The following is a 20,295-nucleotide window of genomic DNA, read 5'->3' as shown; positions in this document are numbered from 1 at the left end:
TTTGCTCAATAGTAAGAGTTTGGCGACGTATCCGGATTAATTTCACCGGCGACCTCATCGGGATCAATGCCGTGTTCCAAAAGGCATTCGCGCACCAGTTGCACTTGCTTCAGAACTCGCTCATGGCGATCTCCGTACTCATACTTTGTGACTTCTATCGGTTGTGGCATAAAAGTGAATGCTGTTTTAAGAGCAGTGAGTTCGCTATCGGTCATGAGATTTTGTCCTGGGTAGTTCGCTGTAGGTGTCTAGCGTGTAAGCTTCGCACAGATTTGATCCTGCAAGCTTAAGAGGTAGTTATGCGAATTGGTATCGATGTGGGTGGCACGCATACAGACGCAGTCATTCTGGATGGGCATGAGGTCATTGCCTCTACCAAGTTTTTGACGTCTGAGAACGTCAAAGACGGTGTGCTGGGTGCACTGGATGTGATTCTGGAGCGCAGCGGCGCAGCCCACGATGCGATCGAAGCGGTCATGATCGGTACCACGCAATTCACGAACGCGGTGATCGAGCGTCGTGAACTAGCGGCAACTGCGGTGATCAGGATTGCCCTACCTTCGGGAGAGATGATTCCACCTATGACGGACTGGCCCGAGGATATAGCGGATGCCATTGGACGTCATTGCTACATGGTGCATGGAGGCTTGACCTACGACGGTTTCCCTATTGGAGAGCTTGATGAGGCAGAGTTGGATAGCGTTATCGATGACATAGCCTCCAAGGGTGTCAAGCTGGTCGCTATATCGGGCGTTTTCTCGCCGTCGAACCCTGAGCAGGAGCTGGCCGTTGCTGAACGTCTCGCCAGGAAGATCCCGGGAGTCGGAGTAACCCTATCTCACAAGATTGGAGGGATGGGGCTTTTAGAGCGCGAGAACGCCGCGATTCTCAATACGAGTCTGCGACCCTTGGCCAAAAATGTAGTGCAGGCCTTTAGGGATGCACTGGCAGCTCGAGATATCAGCTGCCCTTTTTACATCAGTCAAAACGATGGGACCTTGATGTCCGCGGAGTTTGCGGCGGAGTTTCCTGCGCTGACCTTTGCTTCCGGCCCCACTAATTCTCTTCGCGGAGCAAGCCTGTTGACGCAGCTTAGCGATGCCGTGGTCGTGGACATCGGTGGTACGACTTCCGACATCGGCGTACTTCAGGGCGGCTTCCCCAGGCAGTCCAATGTCGCCATCAAGGTAGGTGGTGTGCGTACGAATTTTCGTATGCCGGATATTCAGGCGATAGGACTCGGTGGTGGAAGCCTGGTTAGTGCAGATGGAATCACGATTGGTCCGCAAAGTGTGGGTTATCGACTTGTCACCGAGGGTTTGGTGTTTGGCGGCGGCACCCTAACCGCGACGGACATAGCCGTCGCCGCTGGGGTGGTGGATATCGGCGCTGTCGACAAAGTCTCAGAGATTTCTGAGCCGGTCATTGAGACAGCTATGGATCGCATGCATGCGATCGTTGATGACGGCATCGATCAGATGAAGTCCAGTCGCGATCCGGTGCCGGTCATTCTTGTAGGTGGTGGCGCTGTGCTCGTATCCCGGGACTTGGATAACGCCTCTCAGCTTCTGCGGCCGGAACATGCTGGAGTGGCCAACGCTATTGGCGCCGCTAACGCGCAGGTGGGACGCGAGATGGAGCGCATCGTCTCCTATCGTGAGCATCCCCGCGAGGGTGTGCTGGCTGAATTACAGGCGATCCTCAGTGAAGAGCTTCTCGCCGCAGGTGCCCGGAAGAGCAGTATCAAAGTCGCGGATGTCGAGGAAACTGCGATCGCTTACATGGCAGATGAATCAACACGCTTGCGGGTCAAAATGATCGGTGACTTGGATTTTACGGGGAGTAAACCATGAGCGTAACTATCACTCATGAGGACATAGAAGAGCTGTGCATGGGCTCGGTATTCCTGGCTACGGGGGGAGGGGGAGATCCCTACATTGGTCAGCTGCTGGTTACCGAGGCTCTCAAAAAACATGGACCGGTCACTCTTTTTCCTCTGGAGGATCTCCCCGATGAATCTTTGGTGGTTGCTGTGGGCGAAGTGGGGGCCCCTTCGATCAGCCTCGAGCACTTACCGATCGGCAACGAGTGTCTGGAAGTTGTTGACCGCTTGCAGGAGTGGATGGGAAGGCCCATAACGCATCTCGTTTCCTTTGAGGTGGGTGGCGCTAATTCCGTTATTCCGCTGTTGGCTGCCGCCGCCAAAGGCATCCCGCTAATAGATGGTGACGGCATGGCTCGAGCCTTGCCTGAGGCTCAGATGATGACCTTTGCCATTGAGGGCGTGAAACCGAGTCCCGCTGTGGCTGTCGATTACAGCGGGGGAGCGGTGTACTTCGATGTACGAGACGCCGAGCTCTATGAGCGCCAGATACGCAATTTGTCCATGGCCATGGGAGGTATGGTCTTTACCGCTGAGCATCCTATGAATAGCGAGGAGGCCCGTCGCGCGATCATCCCCGGAACGATCAGCTTCGCCCTGGAGTTGGGGCGAACACTCAAGCGACACTCCGGTAATGCCGGGCAAATAGAAGCGCCGCTGCGAGAGCTATTTGAGGCGTCGGACTACGGCCAGTTTAAGCACCTCTATACTGGCAAAGTTGTGGACATCAATCGTAAGACCGTCGGAGGTTTCGATGTCGGCGAAGCTATTCTGGAATCTACCATTGATGACTCACCACCCCTGCGTCTGGCCATAAAGAACGAATTCCTTCTCGCTGAGATGGGTGAGCGCGTGGTCGCTAGCGTGCCCGACCTGATTACTATGGTGGATCATGAGACATCCGCGCCCATCAACGCCGAGCGGGTTCATTATGGCCAGAGGGTGAGTGTCTTTGGCATCGGCTGCCCTCCTCACTACCGCAGTGAGAAGGCTCTGAAAGTGGTGGAGCCACGGGCGTTCGGTTTCGACATTGACTACGTGCCTATCGAAGACCTTTAGCTGTAGCACCGTATCAAGCTCAAGGCTGTAATTGGCTCAAGGCTGTCATTGGCTCAGGGCTGTCTCAATAGCATGAACAAGCTGCTGCTGTGTTGCCCCGCCAACGTTTGGAGCGCCTCCTTCGGCATCAGGCCAACTGGACAGCATCGCGATCACCATGTTTGATTCAGGAGCAACGTGTATCAGTTGCCCGTGTACACCTCGCGCCTGAATCGATCCTCGACCATCGCCCAAGCCCCACATAAAGGAGCGGTAGTAAGGACGAGTCCCCGTCGGAGCTTCGTAGGGCCAGCTTCGACTGCCGTCTCTGGATACGATGTCATCTATCCATGCCGCGGGAAGCACTTGATCGTCGCCGTTTTTACCGCGGTTTAGTATGAGTTGTCCGACGCGGCCCACATCTCTGAGTGTTGCGTGCATTCCTCCGGAGGCTAGCGTGAAGCCTCCGGTGTCCACCGTGATGCCCGCGTCCTGTTCGGCGCCGATGCGCTGCCATATTCTCTCGGCTACTAGGTCGGCGAAGCGTTTGCCTGTCGCTGCCTCCAGTACCCAGGCTATAACATCGGTGGTACCCGACTTATAAACAAAGCTTCCTTGTCGTCCGGGCATCCGGCCGACGGCGGGGAGGAAAAGATAGTTACCTATGACCGGAACACCCTCGCAGTCCGGGCCCGTTAAAAGGCCATCAGAACAGTCCTGCCGACGCACGGTGCTGTCCGCGGCGGCGTAGTCCTCGTTCCACTCGGAACCGTCCCGCATGTCCAGAAGGTCCCGCAGCGTGTCCGGGCCCCATCCGCTATCCGCAAGCGCCGGTACGTAGTCCGCTACCGTCTTGTCTACATCGATGAGCCCATCTTCGGCGACACTCGCTGCAGTGAGGCCGGTAATGGTTTTACTCACAGACCATAGAAGGTGGGTTCGCTCAGGTGTAAGCGTGCCGGCGTAGCCCTCGAAGACGACATAGCCATCTTTGATAACCAAGAGGCCGTCAACATATTGATCCTGCATGAGCGTAGAAAGCTTTGCAGGAGACCCTTCCCAACTCACCATCATGTCCGTCGCCGCGGTGTCCAGGCCTGAGAGGGGGGGCGGGCTGCCGACGCCCCGACGAATTGCCTTGCTGGGAAGCACTTCGCTCATGTGCGTGTAAGCCCAGCGATTGAGAGGACCAAACTGCCAGCTTGCGCCATTCAGTCCCGCCGGTCGTTGATCCTCAGCGCCAATGACTACTCCTGCCAAGGAGAGCAGGCTTAGGCAGCTAAGTGTTTTTGCTAGAGGAGTCAGGGTTCGCGCGCACAAGGTCATAGTCTTCAGACATCCGGTTGAGAGTTAGGCTGAGTAAACAGCTCATTCAGGGGTGGAGGATTGCATAAGGATTGCATCGCATCATCCGGCACTGCCTGCGATATGCCAAGATCGGCATAGAGAGTGTCCAGTTCCCGCAAGGTTTGGCAGGCTTCATACAATTCATAAACCATACTGGACACAACGACCGCGGCCCCAATATACGGCAATGACTCGGCGGGGATGGCGGCGATACCTCGTGCAGCGACGCGTTTGGTTCTGGAAGTCAGGCTTTTGCCAAAGCCGCGTACTGACTTGCTGCGACGGATCTGCGAGCTTTTTAGTGCGCTCAGCTGTCGCTCACTACCTGCGAGTTTGGAGGAAAGTGCTGCACTTGCTGTACGAACGCCAAGCGTTGTTGCCAGTGCCGAAGAGATGGCCGCATTGAATGCAGTGCTACTCAACAGCAGTAAGTTGCTGCCAATGAGCGCCAGCAGGGTAATAAGAACGGCGCTGTGCCGAATCAATCGCAGCATCAGGGTGAACTCCGCGCGTAGTGCCCCAAAGGGCGATCTACGAAGAATACGCCGCCGCGATCTGTAACTGAACACCGGCCAGGGCCAAGCCCCGACCAGTTGTGGTGATGAGGCCTAGTCGATGCTGTCGGTTATTAGCGCGATGCTTTCGGAACGGGGCACTACCGAAGACCAGCTTCGAAGGTTGTCGGGAGCGATCTCCCCCATCATGTTGATAAAAACCAGTTCTTCCTGGTCAACGGCAACGATTGCCAAGCCCTGAAGCATTCCATCGTGCTCTTTGACGAAGACGTGTACGCGAGAGTCATCCTCGACTACTCGCACAATCGGGTTCCAGTCATTATCAAAGGCGTTCTCCGTAGCCAGTCCTATGTCCATGTCCAGTGCTTGGTAATCGACGTCCTCTGACATTTTGTGAACGCTGATCTGAATGCCATCCAGGGATTCCATGAGCGCTCGGGCTTGGGGATCGTTGTCCGTATGCTTTGCGGCAAAGCGCAGGACACTAGCGCCAAGGGAAATAGACGTACCGTGTTTGAGGCCCGTGTGTTCTGGTGTTTCAAACTGCACATAGCCGGGATTTTCCGAGGATGCAGTGAGTCCGCATCCTGCGAGCATTACGGTCAGTGTTACTACTGCGAGGGTTCTCATGATCTAAGGCGCCAGGTCGAGGTCGACATCAAGACCGTCTACGACGTCGATGCTGGAGACCACTTGATTGATGTGCGCCGGATCAATATCCCCCAGTACGTTCACAAACACGGCTTCCTCGTCGTTAACCGCCATAATCATCAGGCCGTGAATTCGATCATCGCTGTGTTTGACGTAAACGTTCACTCGATCGTCGGGTTCTCGAACGCGAACTATCTGTTCCCATTCAAGATCCGCGAGCTTATCGCTCACGTTTTCCATGCGATCTGCGGCTGCGGTGGTGTCTCCTTCTGTGTCGTAAACGTGGACACGTACTGAATCCAGGTTTTTGAGGGTCTCCTCAGCGATGGGGTCGTCGTGCTTCATAGATCCAACCAGCTTCAGAAGCGATCCACCTAGGTTGATCATGACGCGTGGCTCGCCGTAGTTTTGCGATAAGGTGGAAAAATCGACGTAGCCCGGCAGTTGGGTTGTGGCCTCGTCGGCGGACCACACGACTTGGCTGGTGAATACTAGGGACAGTAACAACGCAATTGATTTCATGGCGATAACCTCGCTCGAGACTCTGAGTAAACAGAGTGCGCAAGGTTTGACCAAAGGTCACGGCATTAGCGATGAAGTGAAGAGTTGGCGGGTTCAGCCGCCATGTGGGCCCGAAACTTAGGGTTCCAAGACCGCTTAGGCTTCAAAGACCGCTTGCCCATCGAGATAGGTCGCAACAATAGGAATGTCCTTGAGCGCATTCGGGTCTGTCTTTAGTGGGTCCTGCCCCAAGAGGACGAAGTCTGCCAGCTTGCCCGGAGTCAGCGTTCCTTTGTCATGCTCCTCAAAGGATGCGTAAGCGCCGTTAACAGTGCACACCTGCATGGCTTCAGCAGCAGTGATGCGCTGATTGTCACCCCAAACCCGACCCTGAGAGTCCTGGCGAGTGACCATACTTTGCAATGCCATCATGGGCTCGTAGGGGCCTGGAGTGAAGTCCGAGGCCGGTGCCACCATGATGCCTTCATCGATGAAAGATCGATGGGCGAACATGCTACGCATCTTCTCGGAGCCGTAATCCACCCACTTGTTTCCGTGGTAATACGCGTAGGTATAAAAAGGAGTCGGAATGGTGCCCGTTGCCTTGATGCGTTTGAGCAGTAGCGGGTTCACCAGTGAGCAGTGCTCGATTCGAAAACGCGGATTTACACCCTCCCAATCCTTGAGGACGCGTTCATAGGCGCGAAGCACCATATCGATGGTCACATCGCCATTGGCGTGAATGCCAATGCGAAAGTCGTTGGCAACGGCATCGTCCACCGCAGAATCAATCTGCTCCTGCGACATAGTGAGAATGCCGTAGTCGTCCGTGCCTTCGAAGGGTGTACTCATGCGCATGGTGCGTTCGGAGGCGCTGCCATCCGCAGCGTATTTCACCGCGCCTACACGGAGCATGGCGTTGCCAAACCCCGAACGCATGCCGGCTTTCTTCATGGTCTCGTATGCCGCTGTATTACCTCCGGGCATATAGGCGATGCGGGTGTAGAGCTCGCCTGCATCCAGGGCGTCCATGTAAGAAACCCAACCCTCCAGATCACCAAAAGCATCAGTGGTACTGGTGAGTCCCGATGCGGCCATGCGCTTGGTCATCAGGCTGGCCCCCTTGCGGTTGGTTTCCCTATCGACAGCCGGCCACTCGCCTACTTCGTCAAATATAAACATGGCTCGTTCGGCCACTTTGCCTGTTAGTTGACCGTCTTCTCTGAAGAACCGTCCACCTTCCGGGTCAGGCGTGTTGTTATCGATACCCGCTATGGCAAAGGCCTGGGAATTTACGACAGCAGTGTGCCCCCCGCGATGCCGTACCATCACCGGTTGCGAGGGTACGACCGCATCAATATCTTGTCGCGTTAAGGGGCGTCCTTCGTCAAATTTAGTGTCGTCATACATATGGGCAAGCACCCATTGCCCCGGTGGGGTGCGTTGAGCCTGCTGTTTTAGCAGGCTCTGTACTTTAGAAATTTGGCGGACGTTCACATCAACGCTTATGGCTTCATTGGCCATAAGTGGATGGGAGTGGGCGTCGATAAAGCCTGGCGTTACCGTGAGGCCTCGAGCGTCTACACGTCGGGTGCCCGGGCCTGCCAAGTCGTTGATGTCCGCGATGGAGCCCACAGCCAGTATTCGATTGCCTCGCACAGCCATTGCTTGAGCGTTCGAGGTGGCGATGTCCATGGTATGAAATGTGCCGCCGGTAACGATGAGGTCGGCTTTACCCAGGGCCATGTTGGCCCAGCTGGGGCCGCTTACTGAGGCTGCGGCGGACGCAGTGGCTAGTGCTTTGAGTAGATGTCGGCGTTTTTTATCTATCGGTGCATGGCGCATGGGCGAGGACCTTCTAACCGGAAATCTGGTTTTCAGGGTACGTGGGTGCGTTGACGGTGACAAGCAAGGGGCAGTCGTAAACAGCTTCCACTATCGGTAAGCTCGGGCCCCTGATCGTAGATCGAGCTCGATCAAGTCACTGTCTGTGCGCCGAACGCCAGACGGCCATTTTTCCTGTGAGCGTATGTCGCATGAGCAATCCTTTTTTTGACCCTTTAGCTGATAACGGTATTCCTGATTTTCCCGCAATTCGTTTTGAGCACTACCGTGAGGCTTTCGATCGGGGTTTTGCCGAGCAGCTTGCGCAAATAGACGACATCGTTGGTAATCCAGAGGCAGCCACCTTTGATAACACTCTAGAGCCTCTTGAAGAAAGCGGCGCTTTGTTGCGCCGTGTGGAGGATGTTTTTTGGAATCTCACGTCTTCCGACACGGATGCAAAGCTTCAGGCACTTGAGTGCGAAATTGCGCCGGAGTGTAGCGCGCACCGAAGTAGCATTTACGCGAGGCCAGAGTTGTTTGCGCGAGTGCAGGCGGTGTACGAGTCCGCGGAATCCTTGAGTGCTGAGCAGAAGCAGCTTCTAGAAGAAACCCGGCGGACTTTTGTACGTGCTGGAGCCGAGCTCGGAAACAAGGAGCGCCGCCGTGTGAGTGCTATCACCGAGAAGCTTGCGGTGCTTTGCACGCAGTTTGGACAGAACGTGCTCAAAGACAGTAACGACTACGCGCTGACACTCACTTCCGAGAGTGATCTGGCAGGTTTGCCTGAGTACGTGCGTGAGATGGGCCGTGATGAGGCCCTCAACCGAGGCGTGGAGCAGGGGTATGTCTTCACCCTATCGCGCTCTTCTATCACACCGTTTTTACAGTACGCGGAGAATCGGTCGCTCCGCGAAGAGATTTATTCCGCCTACAGTAGTTGCGGTACTCGTAGTGTCGACAATCGACCTTTGATTCAAGAGATTGTTGCCTTGCGCCAAGAGCGGGCGCAATTACTGGGTTTTGGAACTCACGCAGACTTTATGCTCGATGATCGTATGGCGAGGTCCACCGTTGCCGTGCGCGAACTTCTGGATCAGGTGTGGCAGCCCTGTCAGCAGCAGGTTAGTCGAGAGGCTGACGCCCTGGCAGTTTGTGCAAGTTCTGAGACAGGCGAGGCTCTGGCTCCTTGGGATTGGTGGTACTACACCGAGAAACTTCGTCGTCAGCGTTTTGATTTAGATCCTGATGAACTCAAACAGTACTTCAAGCTGGAGAATGTGCGTGACGGTGTTTTTGCCGTAGCGAACAAGCTCTACGGGCTAGTGTTCACGGAGCGCCCGGACTTACCGGTCTACCATCCTGAGGTGGTCGCCTACGAGGTCAGCGAATCCAATGGCACGCTTGTCGGTTATTTTCTTTTTGATTTTTATTCCCGTCCGTCAAAGCGCAGCGGTGCGTGGATGTCTGAGTTTCGGGCACAGGGTCATAATGGTGCTCGCGTGACCCCCGTGATTGTTAACTGCTGCAACTTTCCAAAATCCACACCCTGTTTGCTAGGTGTTGACGAGGTGAGAACGCTCTTTCACGAGTTTGGTCACGGTCTCCATGGGCTTTTGAGCAACGTACGCTATGCAAGTCTTGGCGGTACCAACGTAAAGCAGGACTTTGTCGAGCTGCCGTCGCAGATTATGGAGCATTGGGCCATGGAGCCCGAAGTGCTCACTTCCTATGCCCGACACGTGGACACCGACGAAGCCATACCTATGGCTCTGATTAGCAAATTGAAAGACTCTGAGCAGTTCAATCAGGGGTTTGCCACTACGGAGTATCTCGCCGCCTGTTACCTGGATTTAGCTTGGCACAGCGCTCCGGATGCGTCCGAGTATGATGTCGACGAGTTCGAAGCCAAGGCGATGGCTGCGATTGCCAAGAGCGCGCTCATCGACCCACGCTATAAGTCGACGTACTTTCAGCATATCTTCAGTGATGATTCGTATTCCGCCGGCTATTACGTGTATATCTGGGCAGAGGTGCTTGATGCCGACGGATTCGAGGCCTTTAAGGAAAATGGGCTCTTCGATCAGGCAACGGCTTCGGCTTTTCGAGCTAATGTTCTTGAGCGCGGTGGAACAGTAGATCCTATGACGCTCTATCGCAATTTTCGCGGTCGAGACCCTAAGGTAGAGCCTTTACTGCGCAATCGCGGTTTAGTCTAAAAATCGTTGAGAGCGGTGGTCTGGAAGGTGTTGGATTTAGAGAAGTTGTAGCTGAAGGTGTTGTCGCTGAAGGTGATGTAGCTAAAAGCGTTGTAGTTAAAAGCGTTGTAGTTAAAAGTGTTGCAGAAAATGGCGCGCCCGGAGAGATTCGAACTCCCGACCAACTGGTTCGAAGCCAGTTACTCTATCCAGCTGAGCTACGGGCGCAATGTGTAATGAAGTGCCTGTACATTACGAAGGCTTAGTGTACCGCTAAATGTGGCAAAGATTCTTGTGTTTTTGCCGCGTTTATATAAAAGCGCTGCTATTTAAGCAGCGGCTTCCTGTTCTACCTCAGTTTCGCTCGCATCACTGTCTTTGGGCTCTAGCTCTTCCAGCTTGGCCTCCAGTGCTTTGAGCTGTGCCTTCAGCTCGGCGTTTTCATTTTTCGTCTGCTTGTAAGACTTTTGAAGCAGATCGTTCGCGGAAGTCTTCTCAGCGAGTTTCTTTTTGCTGGCATCCAGGTTTTTCTTCATCTTCGCCGGATCAAACTGCTTTAGTGTCGCCATCTCTTCGCGGACCTCGGAAAGGTCAGACTGGAGAGTTTTCGCGCGGGTCTTTTGCTTGGCAACATCTTCAAGAAGGTTCTCGCAACGCTGATGAAGCTCGCGGTTACGCTGCTCAACTTTCTTGTTTTTAGACGCATCTACGGACAGCGCCGAGATTTGCTCTAATTGCTTGGCGATCACGGCCTTCTGATCTTCCGTGGCCTTTTCAAGTTTGCTGATTTCTTCTGATTTCGCATCAAGTTGCACCTGATATTCGGTGCGGAGCTTGTCTTCCAGCTCCATGATTTTTTCTAGGTTTCGTGCAGTAAGCATTCAGTATGTCCGTTGATATCCGTAATGTTAATCGCAGATCATGCCGGCGGATTAGGCCTATGAGCTCTTATTCACAGCCACTTAGCTTCAAGTATCTGAGAAAAAGAAATCTGGGCAACGATCGCTTGCGGCCCGCTACGGACCGTCGGTTTCATTGGCTGGATTGTGAGCCAGGAGGGCAAAATATTTAGTGCTGTTTGGCCAGTCAAATATTAGCGCGCAAAGAGTATCCGCAGAAGGGCCTGAGTGCAAGAATTCACCGAAAAAAAGTGTGGGAAATGTGCGCTAGCTCAAAGGCGCTCAGAACGCTTCAAGTTCCGTGTAATATGGCTACATGTTTGTAAGCACGCTATCAATCGCTGCCGTTTTGGCCGCCCTCATTGCCCTATCTGAATGGTTGGCGACACGTACCTGGCTTCGTCACTTTGGCGCCGCACTTTTGGTGATTGTATTAACCGCCATTGTCGCAAACCTCGGCGTTATACCCACCTACGGTCCTGAGACGCCGCTCTACGGAGCGATTTTCACCTATGTCGCACCGCTGGGCATTTTTTGGCTGCTTTTACTCGTTGATTTACGCAGCCTGGGGCAGGTCGGTGGCCCCACGCTGTTGCTTTTTCTTTTGGGTTCTTTGGGCACTGCATTGGGCGCCGCCACGGGTCATTGGGTCGTTGGCGGTGCAGATGCCTTGGGAGATCAACACGCAGCGTTAGCGGGAATGTTCACCGGTACTTATGTGGGCGGTAGCGTTAACTACAACGCCGTGGCTTTGGAATACGGGGTGATGGAGGACGCAGCTCTCTATGCAGGTGCTGCTGCTGTCGATAATGCCATGACCACGGTATGGATGGTGGTTTGCGTAACTCTGCCCCGCCTCTTGGTAGGGTTTTGGCCCAAGAGCAACGACCAGAGCGAAGGCGTTCAAAGAGAGCCAGTTGCGGATGATGGAGAGGTCGCACGGATTTTTGATCTTGCTGCGGTAATTGCTCTCGGCATTGCGGCTGTGGGTCTCTCTGAACTTCTTGCGGATCTTCTGAAAGAACGCGCGGGATTAGATGTGCCGTCGGTACTGATGTTATCGACCTTGGCATTGGTGCTTGCGCAGCTGCCGATGGTGCAACGATTGAAGGGAGCTCGCTTGCTTGGACTCCTTGCGGTGTATCTATTTCTCGCGGTCATCGGCTCTTTGTGCGATGCAGAAGCGCTCATGCGCATGGGAGAGCTGGCCCCAGTGCTGGGTGTTTTTGTAGTGGTACTCGTGAGCATCCACGGCACGGTAGTTTTTGGCGCTGCCCGTCTCCTGAAAGCCGACCTGGAAACTGCCGCGGTGGCTTCTCAGGCAAACATCGGTGGTGGCACGTCGGCCTTGGCTCTTGCCCGAAGCCTCGGGCGCGGTGATCTTGAACTCCCCGCTATTCTGGTGGGTTCCGCAGGTTTGGCCCTGGGCAACTATCTGGGTTTCACGATGGTGGGCCTGCTGGGCGGGTGATTCAGGGCATGAGTCGTTACAGCGTGTAAAGCGCAATCAGCAGTACAAAGCCGTAGCGTAAGGCTTTGCCTATTCCCACTAAGATCAGAAACGTTGGTAAACGGACCTTCATGACGCCGGCGATTAGGGTCAGGGCATCACCGCCTATCGGTAGCCACGCAAACAGTAGTGACCATACGCCTCGCCGCTGAAACCAGCGCTGCGCTCGAGCTATTTGCGCGGGGGTGAAGTAAAACCAGCGTTTGTCCTGAAATCGGAGCAGTTGCCGTCCTATTGTCCAGTTCACCACGGCGCCCAGTGTATTGCCCAAGGTCGCTGTGATTAAAAGCAATGCGGGATCCGCTCCCTCCTGTAGTCCCAAGACCAGAATAATTTCCGAGTAGAACGGCAGAATCGTGGCCGCAAGAAACGCAGAGCCAAATAGCAGTAGGTAGTCTTCCACGGTGCTTCCTGGGGGCTCCAAATTTATTGCTGATGTGACGTTTAGAATTACGACGGGCCTGATGACAATACGCTATGCTTAAACAAAAGTACGGAGGAATACCCATGATCGAATTCAGGCTCAACGGTAAGCAAGTATCTACCGAATCTCCCGATGACACGCCTTTACTGTGGGTGATTCGCGATGAGCAGAAGCTTAAGGGGACCAAGTTTGGCTGTGGTATCGCTCAATGTGGTGCGTGCACTGTCCAGCGTGACGGCGTGCCTGTGCGCTCATGTGTGCTGCCCGTTAGTGCGGTGGCCGGGGCTGAGATCACGACGATTGAAGGTCTCGCGAGTCCCGAGGGTACGGCGCTTCAGGAGGCTTGGGTCGAAGCTCAGGTGCCGCAGTGCGGATACTGTCAGTCGGGACAGATCGTCACCGCAGAAGCGTTTTTGAAAGACAACCCTAATCCAACGGAAGCCGAGATTACTCAGGCAATGACCGGCAATCTTTGTCGCTGCATGTCTTATACACGGATACGCAAGGCCATTAAGTCTGCTGCGGACGGGGAGATGAACTCATGAAAAATCTCAAAACAGGCGTGAGCCGCCGCAGCTTTCTGGCGGGTAGCCTAGGCACGGGCTTGATGATGGGACTGGGTGTCGTGTTGCCCGGTTGTTCAAAAGAAGAGGCGGTTAGCGAAATTGCCGCGACTGGCGGTAGCCGGATGTTTTCGCCCGCTGTTTGGTTTGAGATCAGCGAAGCGGGTGAGGTTCTGGTGAACATCGCCAAGGCGGAAATGGGGCAGCACGTGGGCACGGCCCTTGCGCGCATTGTTGCCGACGAGCTGGGCGCAGACTGGGAAAGCGTGAGCCTGGCCCATGTGGATACTGATCCGAAATGGGGCTACATGGTGACCGGTGGTTCCTGGTCGGTAGTGACAAGTTTTGAAATGCTCTCACGGGCGGGAGCAGCTGGGCGCACGGTGCTTATAGATGCGGCAGCAAAGTTGTTGGGCGTCGATGCGTCGGGACTGAGCGCTGAGAATGGGCTTGTTTCTGGCGCTGGACAGTCTTTGAGTTTTGCAGAAATTGTTTCCCGCGGTGACATAAGCCGTACGTTCAGCGAAGACGAGCTGGCGGCTATGCCAATCAAACCAGCGTCATCGAGAACGCTTATTGGCAAAGCGACATCCGCACTAGATGTGCCAGCAAAGTCTAAAGGTGCCGCCGTATATGGACTCGATGCAGAGCTGCCGGGAATGGTCTATGCCCATCCCATCGTGGCGCCAACCCGGTATGGCAGCGTCATCAAGTCCATCGATGATAGTGCAGCCAAGGAGATTGCCGGGTATCAGCAGACCATGGCCATTGAAGATTCCTCGGGATTTGTTCAGGGAATGGCGCTGGTAATTGCTGATAGCTTTCCGGCTGCCATGAAGGCGACAGAGGCGATCGCGGTGGAGTGGGACGCGGGTGAAACCGCGAGTGTTACTGAGGACGATATTCTCTCCGAAGGTAAGAGCCTGGTTGACGACCCTGAAGCCGGCGTGCTGTTTGTAAACACTGGAGACACGGTCTCGGCAATGTCGTCTGCCAGTGACACTTTATCCGCAACATACAGAACCAGTACGGCACTCCACTTCACTTTGGAGCCGCAGAACGCCCTTGTGGAATTTCGCGACGGTCAGTGTCATGTGCATGCGGGAAACCAGTGGCAGTCATTGATCATTCCGGTGCTCGCTCAGTCATTGGATATGCAAGAAGAAGACATCGTGCTGCACACCTACTACCTGGGAGGAGGATTTGGTCGTCGCCTGTTTGGCGATCAAATGATTCCCGCGGCCCATGCTGCGCGTGCCTTGGGTAAGCCCGTGAAGCTGATTATGACTCGTCCGGTAGACAGCCTCTTTGATTGCGCACGTTCACCCTCGGTGGCGCGATTGGATGCCGCCTTCGCAGAGGACGGAAGCCTCAGTGCTATCGATCACGCAGCAGCGGCTGGCTGGCCAACGCTTTCCATGGCCCCCGGGTTTTTGGGCGAAGGAGTTGATGGTAACGGCAAGTTTGACGGATTCTCGATTAATGGGGCTGATCATTGGTATTCCGTCGATAATCATCGTGTTCGCGCTATCAACAACACCCTTGCGCAGAAGACCTTTTTGCCAGGCTGGTTGCGTTCTGTGGGGCCTGGTTGGATAGGCTGGGGCGTTGAATCTTTCATGGATGAAATTGCCGCGAAACTCGGCATGGATCCTCTGGATTATCGTCTTTCCCTACTTGATGCAGTAGGACGGCAGGCTGGAAGTGCACCCATGCAGGTGGGCGGTGCCTCCCGTCTGGCAGCCGTATTAAAAGATGTGCAGCAGCGCTCGGGGTGGGGCTCATCGCTTCCCGAGGGAGAAGCCCTGGGCGTCGCGGTTGCTCATGGTCAGGAGCGAGCAATGCCGACCTGGAGTGCTTGCGTCGCGCATGTTGCAGTCGACGGCAAGAATGTCACTGTGAAAAAGCTTTGGCAGACTTTGGATTGCGGCACCGTGGTGCATCCGGACGGTGCTCTCGCACAGGCGGAGGGTGCGACACTCTGGGGTCTTAGCCTTGCGCTCCACGAAGGCACCGCTTTTGAAAATGGGCAGGTGAGAGACCGGAACTTGGACAGCTATACGCCTCTTCGTATGGCGGATGTTCCGGAGATGGACATTAAATTCATAGAAAGCGACGAGTTTCCCACGGGCTTGGGAGAGCCACCATTTATTGCTGTGGCGCCGGCGATCGGAAATGCAATTTTCGCCGCAACAGGTCAACGAGTTAGAGACTTGCCTATCAAGCTGTAAGTGGTGGCGGTGTTAAGAGCGTTATCGGCTTGTAGTCCCTAACGCTCTTGCCATCACAAAGCGGACGGCGTTTGTCGGTAAAGTTTGGGAGTCATCCCGGTCCAGCGTTTGAAAGCTTTTCTGAAAGCAGCGGCATCGTGATAGCCAAGCGATGCTGCTACGGCTTCCACAGTTTGCCGAGGTTCCATTAGATAGCGCCGCGCCAGTTCTGCAAGGAACTGGTCTTTTAGCTGTCGGAAGCTCGTGCCCTCGGCTTCCAGGCGTCTCCCCAAGGTGCGCTTTGATACAAACAGTGCCTGCGCTATGTCTGGCTCGGCGATCGACTCTATGGGTCGAAGCAACATGAGTGTTCTCACTCGGTCGGCCATGGAGCTACTGGAGCGAGGTGTTTGCTCCAGTAGGGAATTACACAGCTGCTGGGTGAGTCGAAACGACGCGTTGTCACTGGTGGCGTTTGCGGCATTGGCAAGCTGTCCCGGAAGAATGTAACTGTTTTGCTCAGTCTCAAAGCGGTAGGGCGCGTGGAGAAACTGCTCATAGCAATGCGCATGAGTTGGTTCGTGATGGGCAAAGTTGATCATCGCCTCGGTCGCGGGGCGTCGTAAAACCGCCTCGACAAAAGATTGCATCACCATGGCAAAGCATTCAGTTACGGTGATTTGCGCAAAAGAATTGTCGTCGACGGACATCTGAAAACGCAGTTCGCAGTGAATGCTCTCCTGGGACACGTTGATGTCGATGGCGACCCAGGGAAGTCGGAGAGGTAGATAGTCCCGCAGCGCAAATAGAGCACTCCTGAGGTCTGGACTGCATAAGGCGAGGTACCCGAGAGGGCCGTGTGCTGAGGGGTGTAGTTGCTCCCCGAGGCGCAGTCCAAAGTCTGGAGAACCCAAGAGTTCACGACCATTTTGCATGATCTGAAGTTGTTGATACCCGGATATATAGGTTTCGTCGCCGGGCATGAGAATGCTTTCGGGAAGTCCTGTACCTAGTAAGAGCTTATTGAGGTCGCGCTCCGGGAGTTTGGCAACTCGCGCGATGATCCGAGAGTAGGTACTGGGTAGTCGGAAGTCCCGTGCGTCGGAGTTGATCGGTGTCTGGTTCATTTATGGCAAATTATAACTCGTTATTGGCAAATATTAACCCTTCAAGGGACGACTTATTCGATACAGTGCTGATCATAAATTCGTCATTGAGAATAAAACTATGCCAAAAATCACCCTCATCGAGCACAACGGCGAGAGCCACACCATTGAAGCCGAAGTCGGTAAGTCCCTAATGCTCAATGCCATGGACAACGATGTCCCTGGTATCGATGCCGACTGCGGTGGTGCCTGTGCTTGCGGTACCTGTCATTGCTTTATTGAAGAGCCGTGGTCGTCAACCACTGGCAAAGTGGAGATGTTGGAAGAGTCGATGCTCGGTATGCGCCCTGACCGCGAAGAGAACTCCCGGCTAAGCTGTCAGATAGATGTGTCCGAGGACATGGACGGCTTGGTAGTTCGACTTCCCGAATATCAAATGTAAGCGAGAGTAAAAATCATGAATGTTGCTCAGCAGTTACCCGACCCAAGTGCCCTTGCTCTGGAAGACGTCGACGTCAGTGATTCACGTATTTACCAGCAGGATGCCTGGCGTCCGTACTTTGAACGCCTCCGAAACGAGGACCCCGTTCACTACGTGGCAGATAGCCAGTTCGGGCCGTTTTGGTCCATCACCCGCTGGGACGATATCGTTGCGATAGATAGCAATTTCGAAGACTTCTCGTCGGAGCCGGCCATTGTGATCGGCGATAACAGTGAAGAGCTGCCTATCGCCAATTTCATCTCTATGGATCCTCCCAAGCACGACATGCAGCGCCGCGCGGTTCAAGGTGTGGTCGCGCCTAAAAATCTTGCGGAGATGGAATCCTTAATCCGCTCCCGGGTTGTGGAAATACTGGACGGACTGCCCGTTGGAGAGACTTTTAACTGGGTAGATCGTGTGTCCATCAATCTCACCACACAAATGCTTGCGACGCTTTTTGACTTTCCGTTTGAGGAGCGGTCCAAGCTCACGTACTGGTCAGACTTAGGTGCCGGCTCCCCGGAAATTGCCGGAGGGGATGTGGACCCCGAAGAACGTTTGAAGGGTCTGCACGAATGCTTGGAAACCTTCACGCGTATCTGGCACGAACGTAAAGGTGATGGCGTTGAGACCTTGGATCTGATTCGCATGCTCCAGCGCGATCCGAACACCGAGAATATGGTTGACGATCCTATGGAGTACTTGGGCAATCTTCTACTTTTGATCATAGGAGGCAATGACACTACGCGTAACTCAGCCAGTGCGGGCGTCCTGGCTCTCAATCAGAATCCTGCTGAATACGACAAGCTCCGAGCTAATCCCGACCTGATTCCCTCCATGGTTTCAGAAGTCATTCGCTGGCAGACGCCGCTCATGCACATGCGTCGCACCGCGAATAAGGATGTGGAGTTTCAGGGTAAGACGATTCGCAAAGGCGAAAAAGTCGTGATGTGGTACATCTCTGGCAATCATGACGAAACCGCGATTGAAAACGCCAACAGCTTCATTATTGATCGGGATAATCCTCGTAAGCACATGTCATTTGGCTTTGGTGTTCACCGTTGCATGGGTAACCGCCTGGCAGAAATGCAGCTGCGGGTGCTCTGGGAAGAGATCATGCAGCGTTTCAGCAAAGTTGAGGTGGTTGGTGAGCCAGAGCGTGTGAAGTCCAACTTTGTGCGTGGCATCAGTGATCTCCAGGTGAGAGTCCATCCTCTTTAAACGTCTTGGCATGGAGCGAGCTTAAGCTTGGCTATCGAATCAGAGCTCTGCCACTGTAAAAGTGGTCGGGCTTTTTCTATCTGTTGCGAGCCGTTTTTAGACGGGACAGCGATACCGGATAGCGCTGAGCAGCTTATGCGTTCTCGTTACAGCGCTTTTGTTGCTTGTGATGATACTTATCTCTTAGCCACCTGGCATCCCAAAACCCGACCTAGTCGCGTGCGTTTTGATGAAGAGCAGCGATGGCTGGGCTTACGCATCAAGGAGGCAGCGCCGGTCGCGCCCCATGAATCTGAAGCGACCGTTGAGTTCGTCGCACGCTTTAAGGTAGCGGGTAAGGGGCACCGACTTCATGAAGTAAGCCGCTTCGAAAAGATTGCGCAGCGTTGGTACTACCTCGATGGCAAGCATCTGTAAATTGCTTTTGGGCTACTTGATATTGAGAAGCTGTTCCAACGCTTGCGCAGCCAGATCGCTTGTATCAAGACTGACATCGTTACACATCAACATTAGTGAGAGACGCCTCTCTGGCACGCGCGCATAATAGGTACTGGTACCCAGCCAGCCTCCCGAGTGCTCAAAAATTATGTCATCTCCCGACCTACGGATGTTCTGACCATTGGCATACACCCGTCCATCCGTGAGGTGGTCGCTGTTTGGGGTGTTCATGAGCGCGAGGAGTTGTGCAGGCTCTCGCCCAAGCTTGGGGGTGTAGAAGTGTGCATCCCAGGTCAACATATCGTCCAAATTTGTATGCAATCCTCCATCACCCACCCAAAATAGATTGGTCATGTCGGTGATGTATTCACCGTCTTCAGTCTTTGCGTAGCCGTCCGCGCGGTTGCGGACAATCTCTACAGGGTCATCGCTAAAAAAGCTGCTATCCATTCCCAGCGGATGAAAGATACGCCGCTCGGCGTATTCACGAAGGCTCTCACCGGAAACCTCCTCTACCAGCATCGATAACAGGAAGTAAGCGAGGTTGCTGTAACGAAAGCTTTCGTTGGGGTTTTGGGCCAAGGGCAGGGGAGCGACTACCTCATAGAACTCGTCAATGGTCAGGTAATCTTCGTTTCCCAATCGAAACTCTCCGCCCGCTGCCGACATGAGACTAATGGCATTGGTAGCCTTGGGGCCTTCGTAGGAGCCTGCGATCAAATCGTAGTCACCCATGCCCGACACATGTCCCAGCATCGCATTAATAGTTACCTTTGAGCCGTAGGGCCGCAGCTTTGGCAGATACTTCCGAATGTCTGCATCCAGATCGATTTTGCCTTCGTCGGCGAGGAGTAACACGGCCATGGCGGTGAACTGTTTTGATACCGAGGCCATGCGGTGCACCTGGCTCCCATCCAGGGGAACATTCAACTCCATATTTGCCAGACCGTAGCCTGTTTTATGAATCCATGCGCCGTCTTTTGCGGCACCCACGCTGCAGCCGGGGGATTCGTCACTAATGTCGGAAAATACGGCGTCTATAGTGGGTGAGATTTGCCCCTGGGCAAAAGCCGGGAGCAGCGATAAAGCAAAAAGGCAGCAGATCAGCCTAGATAGAAAACCATTGATCATGCCCGCATTCCTGTTTTTGCCGCAGAGCTTCTTCTTTTACACAGTGCAGGCACCTGGGTAAAGCCTCGCTGGCTGGCTAGCGACCTAATAGCTTTGCCAGGTGCGTAACAACCTTGGCCTGCGGCATGCCCTGAGTATGTTTTGCGAGGTCCTTAGGCCCAGGTCGCTTTGATATCACGCGCGCGTGATCCCTTGAATAGTAGAAGCACTTTGAACTTTCCAGATTTGAGAACCTGCTTTTCAACGGGTCCAAAATACGATCGGGCCCACCCCAAGCGAACCAGGCCCATGGAAAGTCCTGTTGCTCTTCGGCACAGAGCGGGGCGCGTCTGACAGTTGAAAGCGATCGTTTGGCT

Annotated in this window: 19 protein-coding genes and 1 tRNA gene; 9 read left to right on the top strand and 11 right to left on the bottom strand. The window is 54.3% G+C overall.

Annotated features, from left to right (window positions below; all coding sequences use genetic code 11):
- Positions 1–5 precede the first annotated feature (5 nt).
- Positions 6–215 carry a penicillin-binding protein gene (locus AB8B76_RS02025; RefSeq protein WP_405269535.1) on the bottom strand — a complete coding sequence of 70 codons (210 nt, stop codon included), beginning with the start codon at positions 213–215 and terminating at the stop codon, positions 6–8.
- 84 nt (positions 216–299) lie between these two features.
- Here AB8B76_RS02025 and AB8B76_RS02020 point away from each other — a divergent pair, with 84 nt between their 5' ends.
- Both AB8B76_RS02020 and AB8B76_RS02015 read left to right on the top strand, forming a co-directional pair.
- Complete coding sequence (locus tag AB8B76_RS02020; protein WP_405269532.1) at positions 300–1,853, top strand: hydantoinase/oxoprolinase N-terminal domain-containing protein; 1,554 nt, start codon at positions 300–302, stop codon at positions 1,851–1,853.
- The gene (locus AB8B76_RS02015; protein WP_405269529.1) at positions 1,850–2,941 is read left to right on the top strand and encodes a DUF917 domain-containing protein; all 1,092 of its coding nucleotides are present in this window, start codon (positions 1,850–1,852) and stop codon (positions 2,939–2,941) included. Before AB8B76_RS02020 ends, AB8B76_RS02015 begins: the two co-directional genes overlap by 4 nt.
- A gap of 45 nt (positions 2,942–2,986) precedes the next feature.
- Here the strand turns inward: AB8B76_RS02015 and AB8B76_RS02010 are convergent, their stop codons facing one another.
- The 5 genes from AB8B76_RS02010 to AB8B76_RS01990 all read right to left on the bottom strand — a co-directional run bounded on the left by AB8B76_RS02010 (position 2,987) and on the right by AB8B76_RS01990 (position 7,779).
- Positions 2,987–4,180, bottom strand: a complete 1,194-nt coding sequence (locus tag AB8B76_RS02010; RefSeq protein ID WP_405269526.1) for a serine hydrolase domain-containing protein — start codon at positions 4,178–4,180, stop codon at positions 2,987–2,989.
- 71 nt (positions 4,181–4,251) lie between these two features.
- Complete coding sequence (locus AB8B76_RS02005) at positions 4,252–4,761, bottom strand: hypothetical protein (protein WP_405269523.1); 510 nt, start codon at positions 4,759–4,761, stop codon at positions 4,252–4,254.
- A 114-nt stretch (positions 4,762–4,875) separates the two neighbouring features.
- Positions 4,876–5,412, bottom strand: a complete 537-nt coding sequence (locus AB8B76_RS02000; RefSeq protein ID WP_405269521.1) for a DUF4252 domain-containing protein — start codon at positions 5,410–5,412, stop codon at positions 4,876–4,878.
- Between the two features lie 3 nt (positions 5,413–5,415).
- Positions 5,416–5,955, bottom strand: coding sequence for a DUF4252 domain-containing protein (locus tag AB8B76_RS01995; RefSeq protein ID WP_405269518.1), 540 nt, complete (start codon positions 5,953–5,955; stop codon positions 5,416–5,418).
- Positions 5,956–6,090: 135 nt separating this feature from the next.
- Complete coding sequence (locus AB8B76_RS01990) at positions 6,091–7,779, bottom strand: amidohydrolase (protein WP_405269515.1); 1,689 nt, start codon at positions 7,777–7,779, stop codon at positions 6,091–6,093.
- Between the two features lie 191 nt (positions 7,780–7,970).
- Between AB8B76_RS01990 and AB8B76_RS01985 the strand changes: the two genes are divergently transcribed.
- Complete coding sequence (locus AB8B76_RS01985; RefSeq protein WP_405269512.1) at positions 7,971–9,977, top strand: M3 family metallopeptidase; 2,007 nt, start codon at positions 7,971–7,973, stop codon at positions 9,975–9,977.
- 130 nt (positions 9,978–10,107) lie between these two features.
- On the opposite strand, the gene AB8B76_RS01980 is transcribed toward AB8B76_RS01985, so the two are convergent.
- Positions 10,108–10,184 (bottom strand) — tRNA-Arg (locus tag AB8B76_RS01980).
- Positions 10,185–10,285: 101 nt separating this feature from the next.
- Entirely contained in the window at positions 10,286–10,837 is a 552-nt protein-coding gene (locus AB8B76_RS01975; protein ID WP_405269510.1) for a hypothetical protein, read from the bottom strand.
- Positions 10,838–11,171: 334 nt separating this feature from the next.
- On the opposite strand from AB8B76_RS01975, the gene AB8B76_RS01970 reads away from it, so the two are divergent.
- Positions 11,172–12,326 (top strand): DUF819 domain-containing protein, encoded by a 1,155-nt coding sequence (locus AB8B76_RS01970; RefSeq protein WP_405269507.1) that lies wholly within the window; start codon positions 11,172–11,174, stop codon positions 12,324–12,326.
- Positions 12,327–12,342: 16 nt separating this feature from the next.
- Here AB8B76_RS01970 and AB8B76_RS01965 read toward each other — a convergent pair whose 3' ends face one another.
- Positions 12,343–12,768, bottom strand: a complete 426-nt coding sequence (locus AB8B76_RS01965) for a YqaA family protein (RefSeq protein ID WP_405269504.1) — start codon at positions 12,766–12,768, stop codon at positions 12,343–12,345.
- A gap of 104 nt (positions 12,769–12,872) precedes the next feature.
- Between AB8B76_RS01965 and AB8B76_RS01960 the strand changes: the two genes are divergently transcribed.
- Positions 12,873–13,334 (top strand): (2Fe-2S)-binding protein, encoded by a 462-nt coding sequence (locus AB8B76_RS01960; RefSeq protein WP_405269501.1) that lies wholly within the window; start codon positions 12,873–12,875, stop codon positions 13,332–13,334.
- The gene (locus tag AB8B76_RS01955; RefSeq protein WP_405269498.1) at positions 13,331–15,583 is read left to right on the top strand and encodes a molybdopterin cofactor-binding domain-containing protein; all 2,253 of its coding nucleotides are present in this window, start codon (positions 13,331–13,333) and stop codon (positions 15,581–15,583) included. The genes AB8B76_RS01960 and AB8B76_RS01955 overlap by 4 nt, the downstream gene beginning before the upstream one ends.
- Positions 15,584–15,636: 53 nt before the next feature.
- On the opposite strand, the gene AB8B76_RS01950 is transcribed toward AB8B76_RS01955, so the two are convergent.
- Positions 15,637–16,689: an AraC family transcriptional regulator ligand-binding domain-containing protein gene (locus AB8B76_RS01950; RefSeq protein ID WP_405269496.1), complete on the bottom strand. Its 1,053-nt coding sequence runs from the start codon at positions 16,687–16,689 to the stop codon at positions 15,637–15,639.
- 100 nt (positions 16,690–16,789) lie between these two features.
- Here AB8B76_RS01950 and AB8B76_RS01945 point away from each other — a divergent pair, with 100 nt between their 5' ends.
- From AB8B76_RS01945 to AB8B76_RS01935, 3 genes are read left to right on the top strand one after another with little or no spacing between them, the layout of a single operon-like run.
- Entirely contained in the window at positions 16,790–17,110 is a 321-nt protein-coding gene (locus tag AB8B76_RS01945) for a 2Fe-2S iron-sulfur cluster-binding protein (protein ID WP_405269493.1), read from the top strand.
- A 15-nt stretch (positions 17,111–17,125) separates the two neighbouring features.
- A complete protein-coding gene (locus tag AB8B76_RS01940; protein WP_405269490.1) occupies positions 17,126–18,370 on the top strand; it encodes a cytochrome P450 in 1,245 nt (414 codons plus the stop codon).
- Positions 18,371–18,397: 27 nt separating this feature from the next.
- Positions 18,398–18,787 (top strand): YchJ family protein, encoded by a 390-nt coding sequence (locus AB8B76_RS01935; RefSeq protein WP_405269487.1) that lies wholly within the window; start codon positions 18,398–18,400, stop codon positions 18,785–18,787.
- Positions 18,788–18,799: 12 nt separating this feature from the next.
- On the opposite strand, the gene AB8B76_RS01930 is transcribed toward AB8B76_RS01935, so the two are convergent.
- Positions 18,800–19,939 carry a serine hydrolase domain-containing protein gene (locus AB8B76_RS01930; RefSeq protein ID WP_405269484.1) on the bottom strand — a complete coding sequence of 380 codons (1,140 nt, stop codon included), beginning with the start codon at positions 19,937–19,939 and terminating at the stop codon, positions 18,800–18,802.
- Positions 19,940–20,295 lie beyond the last annotated feature (356 nt).

Source organism: Congregibacter sp. (assembly GCF_045107095.1).
Lineage (GTDB): Bacteria > Pseudomonadota > Gammaproteobacteria > Pseudomonadales > Halieaceae > Congregibacter.
Note: the sequence above shows the minus strand (reverse complement) of the source record. Positions and strands in the feature narration are given on the sequence as shown.